Source organism: Pseudomonas sp. EYE_354, from assembly GCF_023148575.1.
Lineage (GTDB): Bacteria > Pseudomonadota > Gammaproteobacteria > Pseudomonadales > Pseudomonadaceae > Aquipseudomonas.
This window is the reverse complement of sequence record NZ_JAHXNQ010000016.1, coordinates 19,586-34,221: the sequence shown is the minus strand read 5'-3', so window position 1 is coordinate 34,221 and position 14,636 is coordinate 19,586. Positions and strand designations below refer to the sequence as shown.

The 14,636-nt window shown below is 58.8% G+C and carries 15 protein-coding genes; 8 read left to right on the top strand and 7 right to left on the bottom strand.

Going from position 1 to position 14,636, the window contains the following annotated elements; translation table 11 throughout:
- Positions 1 to 22: 22 nt before the first annotated feature.
- Entirely contained in the window at positions 23 to 1,105 is a 1,083-nt protein-coding gene (gene serC, locus KZX66_RS20810; protein WP_248082926.1) for a 3-phosphoserine/phosphohydroxythreonine transaminase, read from the bottom strand.
- A 136-nt stretch (positions 1,106 to 1,241) separates the two neighbouring features.
- Here serC and KZX66_RS20805 point away from each other — a divergent pair, with 136 nt between their 5' ends.
- Complete coding sequence (locus tag KZX66_RS20805; protein WP_248082924.1) at positions 1,242 to 2,738, top strand: PLP-dependent aminotransferase family protein; 1,497 nt, start codon at positions 1,242 to 1,244, stop codon at positions 2,736 to 2,738.
- A gap of 10 nt (positions 2,739 to 2,748) precedes the next feature.
- Here the strand turns inward: KZX66_RS20805 and KZX66_RS20800 are convergent, their stop codons facing one another.
- The gene (locus tag KZX66_RS20800) at positions 2,749 to 4,047 is read right to left on the bottom strand and encodes a serine hydroxymethyltransferase (protein ID WP_248082922.1); all 1,299 of its coding nucleotides are present in this window, start codon (positions 4,045 to 4,047) and stop codon (positions 2,749 to 2,751) included.
- 239 nt (positions 4,048 to 4,286) lie between these two features.
- Between KZX66_RS20800 and KZX66_RS20795 the strand changes: the two genes are divergently transcribed.
- The 5 genes from KZX66_RS20795 (at position 4,287) to KZX66_RS20775 (ending at position 8,837) form a co-directional block, all read left to right on the top strand.
- Complete coding sequence (locus KZX66_RS20795; RefSeq protein ID WP_248082920.1) at positions 4,287 to 5,504, top strand: MFS transporter; 1,218 nt, start codon at positions 4,287 to 4,289, stop codon at positions 5,502 to 5,504.
- Between the two features lie 154 nt (positions 5,505 to 5,658).
- The gene (locus tag KZX66_RS20790; RefSeq protein ID WP_248082918.1) at positions 5,659 to 6,621 is read left to right on the top strand and encodes a diiron oxygenase; all 963 of its coding nucleotides are present in this window, start codon (positions 5,659 to 5,661) and stop codon (positions 6,619 to 6,621) included.
- Entirely contained in the window at positions 6,618 to 7,670 is a 1,053-nt protein-coding gene (locus KZX66_RS20785; RefSeq protein ID WP_248082916.1) for a 2Fe-2S iron-sulfur cluster-binding protein, read from the top strand. The genes KZX66_RS20790 and KZX66_RS20785 overlap by 4 nt, the downstream gene beginning before the upstream one ends.
- A 37-nt stretch (positions 7,671 to 7,707) precedes the next feature.
- Positions 7,708 to 8,409, top strand: a complete 702-nt coding sequence (locus tag KZX66_RS20780) for a glutamine amidotransferase (protein ID WP_248082914.1) — start codon at positions 7,708 to 7,710, stop codon at positions 8,407 to 8,409.
- A gap of 71 nt (positions 8,410 to 8,480) precedes the next feature.
- On the top strand, positions 8,481 to 8,837 hold the full coding sequence (locus KZX66_RS20775) for an antibiotic biosynthesis monooxygenase (protein WP_065880860.1): 357 nt from the start codon (positions 8,481 to 8,483) through the stop codon (positions 8,835 to 8,837).
- A 155-nt stretch (positions 8,838 to 8,992) separates the two neighbouring features.
- Here the strand turns inward: KZX66_RS20775 and KZX66_RS20770 are convergent, their stop codons facing one another.
- From KZX66_RS20770 to KZX66_RS20765, 3 genes are all read right to left on the bottom strand, one after another.
- A complete protein-coding gene (locus tag KZX66_RS20770; protein WP_248082912.1) occupies positions 8,993 to 9,235 on the bottom strand; it encodes a hypothetical protein in 243 nt (80 codons plus the stop codon).
- A 12-nt stretch (positions 9,236 to 9,247) separates the two neighbouring features.
- Positions 9,248 to 9,370 carry a hypothetical protein gene (locus tag KZX66_RS26410; RefSeq protein ID WP_282446019.1) on the bottom strand — a complete coding sequence of 41 codons (123 nt, stop codon included), beginning with the start codon at positions 9,368 to 9,370 and terminating at the stop codon, positions 9,248 to 9,250.
- Between the two features lie 111 nt (positions 9,371 to 9,481).
- On the bottom strand, positions 9,482 to 9,982 hold the full coding sequence (locus KZX66_RS20765; RefSeq protein ID WP_248082910.1) for a GNAT family N-acetyltransferase: 501 nt from the start codon (positions 9,980 to 9,982) through the stop codon (positions 9,482 to 9,484).
- A 203-nt stretch (positions 9,983 to 10,185) separates the two neighbouring features.
- Here KZX66_RS20765 and KZX66_RS20760 point away from each other — a divergent pair, with 203 nt between their 5' ends.
- Positions 10,186 to 10,644, top strand: coding sequence for a GNAT family N-acetyltransferase (locus KZX66_RS20760; protein WP_248082908.1), 459 nt, complete (start codon positions 10,186 to 10,188; stop codon positions 10,642 to 10,644).
- Positions 10,645 to 11,037: 393 nt separating this feature from the next.
- Here the strand turns inward: KZX66_RS20760 and KZX66_RS20755 are convergent, their stop codons facing one another.
- On the bottom strand, positions 11,038 to 11,496 hold the full coding sequence (locus KZX66_RS20755; protein ID WP_248082906.1) for a VOC family protein: 459 nt from the start codon (positions 11,494 to 11,496) through the stop codon (positions 11,038 to 11,040).
- Positions 11,497 to 11,730: 234 nt separating this feature from the next.
- Between KZX66_RS20755 and KZX66_RS20750 the strand changes: the two genes are divergently transcribed.
- On the top strand, positions 11,731 to 12,510 hold the full coding sequence (locus tag KZX66_RS20750) for a helix-turn-helix transcriptional regulator (RefSeq protein WP_248082904.1): 780 nt from the start codon (positions 11,731 to 11,733) through the stop codon (positions 12,508 to 12,510).
- A 732-nt stretch (positions 12,511 to 13,242) separates the two neighbouring features.
- Here the strand turns inward: KZX66_RS20750 and KZX66_RS20745 are convergent.
- On the bottom strand, positions 13,243 to 14,223 hold the full coding sequence (locus KZX66_RS20745; protein ID WP_248082902.1) for a hypothetical protein: 981 nt from the start codon (positions 14,221 to 14,223) through the stop codon (positions 13,243 to 13,245).
- Positions 14,224 to 14,636 lie beyond the last annotated feature (413 nt).

Genomic DNA, 14,636 nt, shown 5'->3' with positions numbered 1-14,636 from the left:
CCACTTTTTCGCGCAGGGGCGGTTACCCATGTGCACGTGCGAAGTCAGCCATAAAGTCGGTCAGCGCCTCGACTGCGGTTAACGAGACGGCGTTGTAGAGACTGGCGCGCAGGCCGCCGACGCTGGCGTGGCCTTTCAAGCCGTTGAGGCCGGCGTCTTCGGCGCGGCGCAGGAAGGTCTTCTCCAGCGTCGAATCCGCCAGCACGAACGGCACGTTGTTGATCGAGCGGTACGCCGGCTGCACCCGATTGCGGTAGAAACCGCCGCTCTCGTCAATGGCGCGATAGAGCCGGCGCGCCTTGGCCTGGTTACGCTCATGCAAGGCCGGCAGACCGCCGTTGTGCTTGATCCACTTGAGCGTCAGCCCGGTGAGGTACCAGGGAAACGTCGCCGGGGTATTGAGCATCGAGTGCGCATCGCTGATGTGGGCGTAGTTGAGAATGTCCGGAGTGAAGGCATGGGAGCGCTCCAGTAATGCGGGGTCGACGATGACCACCGTCAACCCGGCCACCCCCATGTTTTTCTGCGCGGCGGCATACACCAGGTCATGCCGGGCGACGTCCATCGGCTTGGACAAAAGGCTTGAACAGGCATCACACACCAGCGGCGCGACGCTGTCGGGCGGGGCGATGAATTGCACGCCGTGGACTGTCTCATTCTCGGTGTAATGCAGGTAGGCGGCGTCAGGATTGAGGTGCCAGCTCGCTGCGTCAGGCACGCGGTCGAAGCCGGTCGCGCGGGCACTGGCCGCGATACGCACATCGCAATAACGCCGCGCCGCTTCAATCGCCTTACCCGACCAGAGGCCGGTGTGCAGGTAGTCCGCCGTGCCTTTGTCGCCCAATAGATTCATGGGCACCTGGGCGAACTGCAGCGAGGCGCCGCCTTGCAAAAACAGCACTTTGTACGCGTCCGGCACGCCGAGAATGTTGCGCAGGTCCTGCTCCGCCTGGCGGGCCACGTCCATGAACACACGGGAGCGATGGCTGATCTCCATCACCGACATACCGGTGCCAGCAAAATCAAAAAATTCTTCGTGTGCCTGGGTGAGCACTTCCAGCGGCACCGCCGTGGGGCCGGCGCTGAAGTTGTGGGATCTGGCCATCGTCGCGTAACTCCTGTTCAAGAACACTCGCATCGTGCGGGCTCGCCACGCGCCGGGGCCGGGTTGGCGAGGGCTGGATTCTACGGATAGACTGGCCTGCCATTACCGGCCAATTCCAAAGGATGGAGCAGACCACATGGCAAAAACCTTCGAGCTCGAAACCCTGAAAATGCGCCTCAACGACGTGGAGTTTCAGTTGCTGGACTTGCACCAGCGCATCCAGCGGGCGTTGCGCGCACTGATCCTCGACGGCGCCCTCGGCCCCGGCCTGAAACTGCCGGCCACGCGGGTGTTGGCAACGTCGCTGGGGTGCGCTCGCGACACCGTCGAGAACGCCTACGTGCAGTTGCATCGGGACGGGTTTATCGTGCGCCGCGAGGGTGCCGGCAGTTACGTCTGCGACACGGTCGGCGTCGAATTGCGCGGTGCCACACGCCGGCGCATCAAGGCCCAGGAAGTGCGCAGCAACGCCGCCGCACCCGGCGCCGAGCTGAGCCAGCGCGGGCGGATGATCTTCGAAACGGGTGGTGTCAGCGACCAGCAAGTCATCAAGGCCTTCGCCACCGGCTTGCCGGAAACCCGCAGTTTCCCCACGGATGTCTGGGAACGCCTGCAACGCCAGGTGATGAAGGACTATCGCGCCAACGTGCTCTTGCACGGCGACCCGCAAGGCGCCGAGCCGCTGCGCAAGGCGATTGCCACCTACCTGAACCTGGAACGCGGGGCCAAGTGTTCGCCCGATCAGGTGCTGGTGCTGAGCAGCACGCGCCAGGCCTTGTACCTCTGCGCGCAGTTGCTGGTGGATGCCGGCAAACCGATCCTGCTGGAAAACCCTGGCTATTACGGCGCACGCAAAGCCTTCGAGATCGCTGAAGCCAAGGTGCTGCCCATCGATGTCGATGAACGCGGCATCCGCACCGACCTGCTGTACGCCGACCGCAGCGGCGCCAACTGCGTGTACGTCACACCGTCGCACCAATACCCCACCGGCGTGACGCTGCCGCTGGAACGGCGCCTCGAGTTGATCAACTGGGCGGCAGAAAAAGGCAAGTGGCTGATCGAGGACGACTACGACAGCGAGTTCCATTACGACGGACAACCCACCGCCTGCGTGCAGGGGCTGGACAAGTATCAGCGCACGCTCTACATCGGCACGTTCAGCAAGACGCTCTATCCCGGCTTGCGCATGGGCTACATGGTGCTGCCCCACGAACTGGTCAAGCCCTTTGCCTATGCGCGCAGCATGATGGACGGGCATACGCCGCAAGTGCTGCAACTGACCCTGGCGCGGTTTATGGAAGATGGCCATTACAACGCCCACGTGCGCGCCATGCGCAAGCTGTATGCCGGGCGCCGCTCGATCATGCATGACGCCATTGGCAAGTACCTGGGCGAGGTCGTCACCGCCCAGTTGCCGCCGGGCGGGTTGCAGATTCCGTGTCTGCTGAAAGCGGGCTGGAGCGAAGAAAAAACCATCCGCCAGGCGGCCACCGCCGGCGTGCAATTGTCCGGACTCAGCAAGCTGTACGCAGGCGAACCGCAGCAATACGGCTGGCTGCTGGGCTACTCATCGTTGACCGCGTATGAAATCGAAGCCGCCATGCTGCGCCTGGCCAATGCGCTGAAGATCTAGAGGCAGCCGCTCAGTAAGGAAGCTTGAAACGCTTGGTCAGGTCGCCGATGCCTTCGCGAATGGAACGCTCGGTGCGACTGTCGAGGGCTCCGCTGCGCACACCGCCGAGCATGGCGAGAATCATGTCGCCGATCTCGCGAAATTCATCCACGCCCATGCCCCGCGACGTGCAGGCCGCGCTGCCGATACGAATGCCGGAGGTAACGCTGGGTTTGACCTCGTCGCCCGGCACGATATTTTTGTTCACGGTAATCCCGATCGCTTCCAGCGCCTGTTCGGCGACATTGCCGACCAGGCCCCACGGCCGCAGGTCAATCACGCCAAGGTGACAATCGGTGCCGCCCGAGACCACCGACAACCCGCCTTCGGCCAAGCGCCCGCACAAGGCCTGGGCGTTCGCAATCACCGCATGCGCGTAGGTGCTGAACGCCGGTTGCAGGGCTTCGCCGAGCGCCACGGCCTTGGCCGCCAGCGTGTGCATCAGCGGTGCGCCTTGCAGGCCGGGAAACACCGCCGCATTGATTTTCTGCGCAATGCCCGGCTCGTTGCACAGGATCATTCCGCCGCGCGGCCCGCGCAGTGTGGTGTGGGTGCTGATGGTGGTGACGTGGGCGAACGGCACCGGCGACGGGTACGCACCGCCCGCTACCAGTCCGGCGACGTGGGCAATGTCGGCCATCAGGAAGGCCCCCACTTCGTCGGCAATTGCGCGAAAGCGCGCGAAGTCCAGCGCCCGCGAATAGGCCGAAGCGCCGACGATGATCAATCGCGGGCGCTCCTGGCGGGCCATCTGCTCGACCTGGTCCATGTCGACCCGATGGGTCAGCGGATGCACGCCGTAACTGAGGGCCTGAAACCAGCGCCCGGACATATTGAACGCCGCGCCGTGGGACAGGTGCCCGCCGGACTTGAGGTCCAGGCCGAGGATCTTGTCGCCCGGTGCCAGCAGCGCCAGAAACACCGCCTGATTGGCCTGGCTGCCCGAGTGGGGTTGCAGGTTGGCGTAGGCACAATTGAACAATCGCCGGGCGCGCTCGTTGGCCAGCTCTTCTATCGCGTCGACGTTGCAGCAGCCGGCGTAATAACGGCGCCCCGGATACCCTTCGGCATGCTTGTTGGTAAGTACCGAGCCCTGAGCCTCAAGCACTGCACGGCTGACGAAATTCTCGGCAGCAATCAGCTCGATTGACTGCATCTGGCGCTGGCGCTCGGCGTCGATGGCACGCCACACATCACCGTCCGCCTGGGCCAGTGCGACGCCACTGAGCACCGGCAGCGCGTGCCCGTCTCGATAAGCGAAATGCGGCATGGTCACTCCCTGTGAAAACGTCGATTGGAAAACGGCGTTTACCCTAGCGGCCCACGGCCCGCGCCGATATACCAGTTTGCGCCAGCGTTGCAGACCACTGTGCGGCGCGGCGCCACGGCGCGAGACCAGTAGCGCTACAAAGTGGTCTGGTGAACCTTTGAACATTGGACTATCCCGCAAGACCAACGCCTCACTAAGCTCTGCGCCGGTTTTGTCACCCCCATTCCACAGGTTCCGCCATGACGTCTTTTCGTATCGGGCTGCTGCCGCAGGTCGCAGCCGCGCACTTTGTCAGTCATCTGCACATCATGGTGCTGGCGGCGTTGTTTCCGCTCCTCCCGGCTTTTTTCGACGTCGATTACCTGCAGTTGGGCCTGGCCTTGAGCCTGTTCAACATCGTCACCGCGCTGGTGCAGGCGCCGATGGGATTTGCCGTGGACCGCTTCGGCGCACGCCGCCTGCTGTTAGCCGCTCTGGCAGTGGGCAGTGGCAGTTTCCTGTTGATTGCGCTCGTGCCCAGCTACCTTTGCCTGCTGATCGGCATGGCGTTGGCCGGCGTCGCCAACGCGGTTTACCACCCGGCCGACTATGCCCTGCTGTCCCGCCATAGTGACCCTGCCCACATTGGCAAAGCGTTCTCTGTACACACCTTTGCCGGCTTCCTCGGCGCCGCCGTGGCCCCGGTGTTTTTGTTGAGCATCGCCGTGGCGAGCACGCCGGCCATGGCGTTTGCCGCCGCCGCAGGCGTAGGGTTTGTCGCGCTGGCGGTGTTGTCGATACCTGGCGCTGCACTGGCCCAACGCAATTATGTGTCGCCAGCGACCGACCCGGAGCCCCTCGGGACGCGTCGGCGCTCGTTGCTTTCGCCCTTGGTGCTGAGCCTGACGTTGTTGTTCGTGCTGCTGAACCTGAGCACCGGCGCAATTGAAAAATTCTCGGTCGCTGCCCTTATGCAAGGCCAGGGCGTGGCCTTGACCTGGGCCAACTCGGCACTCACCGCGTTCCTGTTTGCCAGCGCCTTTGGCGTGCTGGCAGGCGGCGCACTGGCGGACCGCACCCGCCGCCATGGCGTGGTGGCCGCCAGCGCGTTTGCCCTGGCCAGCGGGTTGATACTGTTGGTCGCCACGGCGCACTTGAGCGAGCTGGCACTGCTGCTGGTACTCGGTGTCGCGGGTTTCCTGACCGGGGTGATCGCGCCGTCCCGCGACATGCTGGTGCGCGCAGCGTCGCCGAAAGGCGCGGAAGGCAGGACCTTCGGCATTGTCTCCAGCGGCTTCAATATCGGCGGCACCCTCGGCCCGGTCGGGTTCGCCTGGCTACTCGACCAAGGCCACCCCAACTCGATTTTCTGGGCCAGTGCTGCCTTTATGGGCCTGACGGTCGCGCTGACCCTGATGCAGGAACGGCACCTGGCCAAAGCCCGGAAAATGCCCGCATTACACGCGCAATTCAGCTGACCTGGAGCAATAACCCCGGCGCTTTTTTGCCGCAGACTTGAAGGGCAACGTCCCGCATTTATTACGCCGCAACCCGCTTGTGCGGCCCCGTCATGTTTGCAAAGGACTGCACTGTTAACCCGAACACCAATAGTTGTTTCCTTGGAGTTAAAACATGGACCGTTTGAATTGTGGTACCGATGACGTGGTAAAAAACATGCTCGCCAAGTTGTCCGGGCTCTGGAAAACCCGCGCTGCCGTGAACAATCCGCAACCGGATTACTGGGGCCTGGCCTTTGACCCGAACAAGCAGGATTTCAGCCTGTCGCTGCTGCCGTTCCGTCATCACCAGGCCTGGCTCGAAGCACCGCAGGACCTGCAATCCAAGTGCCTGTCCTACGCGTGGGGCATCTACAACCTCAAGACGATCTACATCGAATGCGACGTGGTGGTGCCCGCCTGCGAGGACATCATCAAGACCCCGCCACACAGCCAGAATCGCGCCCTGCTGCAGGACGTGATGTCCCAGGCACTGCTCGACGAAGCCCTGCACACGCGCATGTCGATCATGGCCTGCAACTACATCTACGACATGCGCAAACTGACTCCGCTGGATTTCAGCGCGTTCAACCTGGTGACCTGGCGCGAAGCCCTGCTGGCCAACTGCACGGCCGAATGGGAGCGTCGCCTGACCCGTTTTGGTGTGGCCTGCGCGAGCGAAACGCTGATCACCGATTACCTCAAGACCATGGCCGAGGACACCAGCATCCAGGCGGTGTGCCACGAGGTCACACGCACCCACGCCATTGATGAATGGAGCCATTCCAGCGTGTTCAGTTTTGTCGCCTCCGACATCGTTCATGGCCTGAGCCGCACCGAGCGCGAGTACCTGCGCTCGATCATCCTGCGCACCGTGCAGATGTTCGCCAACAACGAAATGGGCGCGTGGGCCAAGGTGTTCTCGATGCTGCAGATGCCGCATGCCAGCGAGATCCAGCATGACGTGGGCGATAACAACGAAATCAGCGTATACACCGACTCGCTCCAGGCCCTGATCGACCGTATCGGCCTGACCGGCAAAGGCCTGAGCAGCGCCGAACACGCCATCGAAACCTTGAGCGAGAAGGCCCGCGCATGAACGCCATGACCCCACTGCAGGCCCGTTGCGAACGCGTGACCATTGAAACCGCTGCGATCAACGTCTTCAGCCTGCGCGTCGCGGGCGCCCACGCCGAGTTCCTCGACCGCCTGGAACCCGGCAAGCACGTGGCGCTGCGCTTTCCGGACACTACGGGCACGCCGCAGCAACGGCTGTATTCGATCACTCGCAGGCAAGGCGCCGACGGGTTCGAAATTGCGGTCAAGCGCGAAGGCCATGGCGGGGTCTCGGACCAGTTGCACGCTACCTTGCAGGAGGGCTCGCAGGTCGCGGTGGAGTTTGTGGCCGGGGACATCAGCCTGGCGTCGATCAGCGGCTGCAAGCACGTCGGCATGCTTGCCGGCGGCATCGGCATCACCTTGCCAATCGCCTTGCTGCGCGGCCTGCAGGAACGCGCACGACGCGGCCTGGCGGTGCCCGAGGTGAGCCTGCTGTTGTGTTTGCCGACGGTGGCCGACATTCCCTTCCTGCATGAGTTGCTGGACCTGGAACTGAACACCCGCTGGTTTTCGCTGCAGGTCTTCATTACCCGCGAAGCGGTGCGCAGCAACGGCCATTTCAGGGCCGGCCGCCCCGCCGCCACCGACCTGAACCTGCTGGGTAACCCGGACACGGTGGTGATCTGCGGCAGTCATCGTTTTGCCCAAGGCTTACGCGACCAGACGCTGGCGCTGTTTCCGGACAGCCAATTGCTGATCGAATCCTTCACCCCGCCGGTCATGGCCGCGCAGGCGCAACCTGCGACCAGCGATGCGCTGCGTCTGCACATCAGCCACACCGACGAGGTGCTGGAACTGACCGCCGGCAAGAGTCTGCTGGAGATGCTCGAATCCAGCGGCATTGCAGTGCGCAGCCTGTGCCGCGCCGGCATCTGCGGCCACTGTCGGATCAGAGTGTCCGAGGGCCAATACACCCTGGAGCCCGACTTTTGCCTGACCGATAAGGACAAGGGCGAAGGCTTTGCATTGGCCTGCTGCACCTTCCCGCAATCGGGGACGATCAAGGTCGACCTCAACCCCACGGCATAAACCGTCATGCCTTTTATTTCAAACGCTGAGTGTTTCCATGAAAACTGCTATTGCACTGCGCCATATTCATTTTGAAGACGTGGGTACCCTGGATGTGGTGCTGGCCGATGAAGGCTACACCCTGATTTACCTCGACCCCACTGTGGACACCATCTATAGCGAGCAGGTGCTGCAGGCCGATTTGCTGATCGTGCTCGGCGGCCCGATTGGCGCGTATGACGAGGACCTTTACCCGTTTCTGCACGACGAACTGGAGCTGGTGCGCCAGCGCGTGGCGTCCGGCAAACCGTTGTTGGGCATTTGCCTGGGCGCACAGCTGATCGCCCGCGCCATGCATGCCAAGGTCTACCCGATGGGCGTCAAGGAGATCGGTTTTTCCGCGTTGACCTTGACTCCGGCCGGCCAGGACTCACCGCTCGCCGCGCTGATGAACACGCCCGTGTTGCACTGGCACGGCGACCAGTTCGATGTGCCCGAAGGTGCCCTATTGCTGGCCAGCACACCAGTGGGCGCCCACCAGGCGTTTGCCGTGGGCCGCACGATTCTGGGCCTGCAGTTTCATCTCGAAGCCAACACCACCAACATCGAACAGTGGCTGGTTGGCCACGCCAGCGAACTCGCCCACGCCGACATCGACGTCGTCGCACTGCGCGCCACGGCCGCTGGCCTGGGTGATCGCCTGACCCGCGCCGCCGGCAACGTGATGCGCGCCTGGCTGAACAACCTGGGCCCCCGTTAACCCACTGGCGGCGGGCAACCGCCGCCGTTTAAGACCACCTGAAAAAAACCGTCAAGGATGAGGAGTCAAACATGATCGTCGTGTTATTCGAATTGCAGGCACTGCCCGGTCAGGGCGAGACCTATGTGGACCTGGTCAATAAGCTGACCCCGTTGCTGGAACCCATGGACGGGTTTATCTCCGTCGAGTGTTTTCAGAGCACGCTGAACCCCAAGAAGGTGATGTCGGTGACCACCTGGCGCGACGAGGAAGCCGTGGTGCAGTGGCGCAACGTCACCGCGCACCTGTCTGCACAACGCGCCGGGCGCGACAAGATCTTCGACGATTACCGCGTTCGCGTGACTTCGGTCATTCGTGATTACGGCCTGCGGGATCGTGAGCAAGCGCCGTATAACGTCGTTGTGGATGGCGCACACGCCACGGCGTAACGCCACGCTGATCGTTCTCGCGCAGCTTGGGAACGATCATGAGTGGGGCGCTGGAGGGCTGTCGCAGAGCGCGCGTTGCCGTAGAACGCGCACTCTTGAACACTCACAGGAATGAAACCCATACCAGGTGAAAAAACCAGGAAGAGGCTTGTGTATCACCCCTTCTGCGCGAACCGCCGCCGTTTTAGGAACAACCCCACCCCCAATGCAACGGCAAAGATCGACAGCAACCCCAGGTCAAGCCCAAACAAGCGGATGTGGCTCGCCGCAACGCAGCCGAGCGCCCCCATCGCCACCAGCAGTACCCCTAACCACTTGCGAAGCGGGTACGACTTCAGAAACCGATCGAGCAGAAAGAACAGCACCAGAGCAGCGACCAGTTGGGTAATGTCAGACACGGGTTTCTCCCCTCAGGTCTTGATGATCATTGTCGAGGCGGTACGTTGCGGGCCAATACCGCCGCTCACCTGCGCCTCGATGCTCATCAGTATGTCGCCTGCATGATAGGTGGGCAGGGTTTCATTCACGTACATGCGCACACCGGCGCCGACGGGGACACCCACGTAGGGGGAGGCAACGTAAGAGGTGGCGCCCGCGAACGCCGAGGCCAAAGGCGGGGATTGTCTAGAAGGCGCGTGCTGGATTCAAATCATTTCACCTGGCTGGCAAGGTGCATTGCACGGCGTAAGGTGCTGACGGACATAGTAATTGTCGAATTCACTGCTTTCGACAAATACGAAGCCATGGCGGGTGTAAAAACGATTCGCGGCACTTTCTTTGAGGGCACCTACTGTGATCGGCAGTGCAGCTGCATCCGCTGCTTCGAAAATCTGAGCGAGTACAGCCGAGCCGATCCCCGAACCCTGCGCGCTCGGCCTTACGTATAGGTGCTCGAGTACAAGCTCAGTGGGGTGGTGCTTGACCACTACAAAGCCAACTCGCTCTCCAGAAACCTCAACGTAACGTGTGTTGTGAGCTTCAAAGCCACTGGCAAACCGCTCGCGCGCCCGTACTGGATCAAACCGCCCGACGCGCTCCAGACTTTCGCGCATGGCCTCAATTCGAATGGCAACAAGATCGTTCAGGTCGCGTTGCTGAGCGCGGACTAGCTTCACTGGCGAGTGTGGATTGGGTTTGATCGGCATATTGAATCGGTCCTGAGTTCGTAGATGCGCACACTTCAATTTTGACGAAGCGTTTTTACACACTCTGGGCCATCAGAAGCGGTCATTCCGGAAGAAAAATAAATCTGTCACCGTTTCAGTCACCTTTTCACCGTTGCGCTTGACCCTATTCCCTCCTTGCGGCCACATACGCGTACTGATCCAAAAACAAGGAAGACTCTCACATGCCCCGCCTGGTTTGGCTGCGTGACCATATGCAACACAGCGACACCCTGGCGCAGTGGCTGCATCAGCAGTTCGCATACGAGTTTGTTGAGCAGCCATTGGCCGATTGGCAACGCGAATTCGCGGGAGGCCAGGGCAACGGTGATTGGCAATGTCTGATCGCCCTAGAGAATGACCAGCTACTTGGCGGCGCTGCACTTGCCGCCAACGACTTGCCCGAACGCCCGGAGCTGGGGCCCTGGCTAGCCTGCGTCTTTATCGCCTCGCAGGCAAGGAAGCGAGGGTTGGCGGAACAATTGATAGAAGGCATCTGCGACGCCGCAAAGGCAAACGGCACCACGCGGTTGTACTTGCACACCTACGATCGCAGCGACTACTACGCCAAGCGTGGATGGCAGGTGCAGGAGTTTTTTCGGGCGTGGGGTAAGGAGCAGCGATTGATGCTGCGGGATCTTTGAACTCGCTCAGGTTTGCAGCATATGTATGGAGAGCAAACGCCTGGGAGCGCGGATGTTCGCAATAGGAACGAAAGGCCAGAAGCTGCTAATTCAGGAATGTCCGCCGCCAAAAGCAGTCATTGATAGATCCTATATGGCGGTCATTTAAGCTTTGCGCCTTTACGCGTTAGTGATCTGCGCTCTAGCGCACTAACAGGGCTTTAGCTTTTCGATCTGCGCAGTGGAGTGCCAGAAAGGAAATCCAAATTTTATTTGGCCGGCGAAGTGTATGACTACGCCAGCTATATACTTGAAGTTGATGATCTTTATGTTTGCCATGAGACGTCATGCGCGACGGAGAGCGCTTTAAGTAATTGCTTTAGGGAAATAGGCTTAACAGCCTTCGGCAGGAAGCTACTCATTAGCCTGCATCAGTTCCAGAGTGATATGATCTGGCCCCGTCACATATACAACTAGCGTTCCCTTGCGTGGGCCTGCGGGAATCGCTTGAGGCTTGCCTCTTGCTTTCCAGCCTGCTTGCTCAATGCGTTCGAGTACGGCGTATATGTCTTGCACTCTCAATGCCAAATGCGCTGAACCAATCGCTGATGCCGTAGGTGGAGTGATACCGTGGCGGTCACCCTGCGAATATTCCAGCAACTCTACTCTGCTGCCATCCGGGCCTTTGACTATCGCCGTTCGCACGCTCGGATCGGCGGTGCCGGTTACTTGCAAAATAAATGATCCGCCCATTTCCGACTGACGCTCAAGAGTGAACCCAAGTCCAATTGTCCAGAAGCGAATGGCTTCTTCCAATGAACTGACCGCGAAGCCAATATGATCGACGGCATGCACCATGTGGTTAGAACTCATCAAATGATCCTTTAAAGGTTCACGGGCCAAATAGGGAGGTGAGCTTGCGCATCCAGCTGTTACGGCCAAAACACAGAAAATAAATGTGTGAGGGGTACGCATAATCAGGCCAATCCAAGAGAAGCAACATTTGCGATTTTTAGACATTGAGTATTCCTCTGTCCGGTCTTATTCTCCATTAGGCATTCAGGATATGGCTACCTCGGATATGACATTGGATAACGTAAACCAGCCATGAACCGCGCGCTTATGCCACTGTTGGCGATAGAGCAACGCGACCGGGTGATCCGCGAAACGGCGCCCCACACTCATACGACAGGCCAACTAATCGCAAGCCTTGCCGGCCTGCTTTCCGTCAGCACTGACGGCGGCTCATGGGTAGTGCCGGCTACCCATGCCATTTGGATACCTCCCCGTGTCGCACACGCGATGATGTCACATGGCGCTTTTGCAGGAGCGATGGTCTATATCGCGGAGCAAGAGTGCGGGATCCTGCATCAAATGCCATGCACATTCAGGGTCAGCCGTTTGCTGCGCGAAGCGGTAAGCCGCGCTTCGTCGTGGGGACAACCACCCCGCAACGAAATGGAGTCGCGGGTTGCAGCAGTCATCTTGGATGAAATTGCTACCTCACCCGCTGAACCCATCGGTCTGACGCACCCCAATGACCCGCGCTTGAGGCGTATCACCGATGCGATACTTGCTCAGCTTGATGACAATAGATCACTTGAGGATTGGGCTGCTTGGTCAGGTATGGGATCTAGAACACTGGCCCGGCGTCTGGTCGCTGAAACCGGTTTTAGTTTTTCTGAATGGCGACAACGTGCACGCACGTTGCGCGCTATTCAACTATTGGTCGACGGGATGTCAGTGACGACAACGGCGATTGAGCTTGGCTACGAAAATATTAGTGCTTTCATTGCCATGTTCCGTCGGATAATGGGTGTTACGCCAGGACAATATGTGCGAGCGCAGACATTGATTAGCAAAGAGGCAATGTCTAGATCAAGTTGATGGGTGTAAGAACCGCTGTACCATCCAACCCGATCCTGCACGCTACAGGCTAGACCTTCAACCATGCGCCGGAACAGATGAAGAAAGAAATGCCAGCCACTTCAGGAGTCGCCAGAGCATCAGTTTTTTTAACTGGTGGGGCACTCAGCTGGCGCTTGTAACTTCAACCGTGCTAGTTGCGTATTCCCCCCAATATCACCACAAGCACTTTACGAGCTGTTTGTTAGTGCATTGGCTCAGGCATAACGTTAGTGTGCGCGAAGTCCATGCTTCGCCTAATTGTGCGGCGCCAAGTGCTAAGGTGCTTTTGTAGAGAGCGCTGCGCGCACCACGCGATAGCCTTGTGTACCCCGCAATGATGTCCATTGGGAAAAGAGAACAGATTTATTTCTCTGTTCTAAACGTCCGCTTCCGGCCAGAAGCGGACAGAGGAGCGGTAAATGAGTCTGTCCCCTTTTCGCCCCTCAGGAGGTCATGGAGTACATGTGCAAGCGGAGCGCAACGACCCCGCTTACGAGCGTGAAAGGATTGATGAGCTTACTGTATTCATTGAGGGCAACTTGCTGGATGAGCTGGATGAGCTGGGGTGTGTTGAGGGTTTCTGCTTGAATGCCAAGGCTGGTCTTGAAAGGGGATTCCCCAAGTTAGAAGAGTTCAAGAAAACGTGGTGTACCGCAGCAGCCAGGCGGGTGGTACAAGTACAACCACTAATCTTCAGGCGTGAAAACCGGATCAGGCATCCGGCTTATTTTCAATTCGGAATAGCGACAAGGGAGAGTCAAGGTACTCACCACCCAGCAAGATATCGGATACCTTGATTTCGCCTACCGCTTTAAGCTCATCAATAACACTACGAATGTTACTGATCTTGTTTAGGATATCGTGGAGCCTCAGCGCAACCCTCAAGCGATCCTCGCCCCAAGTATCATTTGGCAGCCTGCTGACCTTGTAAGGCTCGTTCCAGCCCTTGCGATCAATACACTTCAGCGAGAAGGACTTAACAACGTCGAGCGCTGAGCTATAGCGATTATCATATTGAACAAGCTGGCCGATGACCTCGATTTCTTCAGGTTTCTCCAAGAGAATGTAGGCATACACCGATTTACCTATCTGATTCTCATGCTCTTTTCCATTTTGAAGTAACCATAAGTAAAGGGATCGAACCTCTGACTCAAGAGTGTCAAGCTTATTTGGGGCTACTGAGTCCTTCGAAAATCCAGACCTGAAACGCCAAAAGCCACTCATCACATAAACAAATAGTAGATTTGTATATGAGTCTAAAACTTCAAGACTTGCTTCATCAAGGTAAGGCTCTTTGCTCTTTGGCGAAACGATCTGCGAACTTCGCACACCAAAAGCAGACAAAGACTTTCTAGCATCGGTATTTAAAAGCTCCAGATCACTACCCTGCTCCTGATAAGTAGTCAGACCAACTATAACCTCGTCATATTTTATTTTAAGCTCGCCAGTTATGTATTGATTCTGAATATCGATAACAGCGCTTATGTATTTTGACGTGTCCGCCTCATAAATATAATTATTGTGAATCTGAACAACTGAGGAAGGGATTGTTGGAGTATCCTGACGTTCGAGATGGCGTACAAATGAATTATTGCCGTCACGAACGATGTCCACGGCTTTAGAGGTGAAAACGCCTTCCTGGACTGCAGCCCTGACGCTTTTTTCGCTAAGCAACGTATATTTCGAAGCCATGGTCACCCCCTATTTGGCGCTATATTCACCCTCAGTTGTCCCAAGGAGAGCGTCAAGATAGCGCCTGCCAAGGTGCATGTCATCTGGTTCGTACAGGCACGATGGCAGGGTAGTGACGTTATGCGTACTCTTCTTTAAACAGCTTCGACAGACCGCTGCCGCTCACGGCTTTAGGGGAAAAGGGGGCGGGTTTATTTTTCCGGAGCCAAACGTCGCTACTGGTCGGTAGACGCCTTAGGCGAAGGGCTGCTTCTGGCCGGTTGCGGCCCTTCGCGACAGGCAGAAATCCGCCAAGAGTGTTAAAAAACGCTTCGCCAAAATTGAAGTGTCCGCGTTTACGTTAAATCTGAAATTTATCGGCACGTCTGCAGATTTGGATTTCGCGTAGAAACGCGATTTCCAGTCCGGTTTTG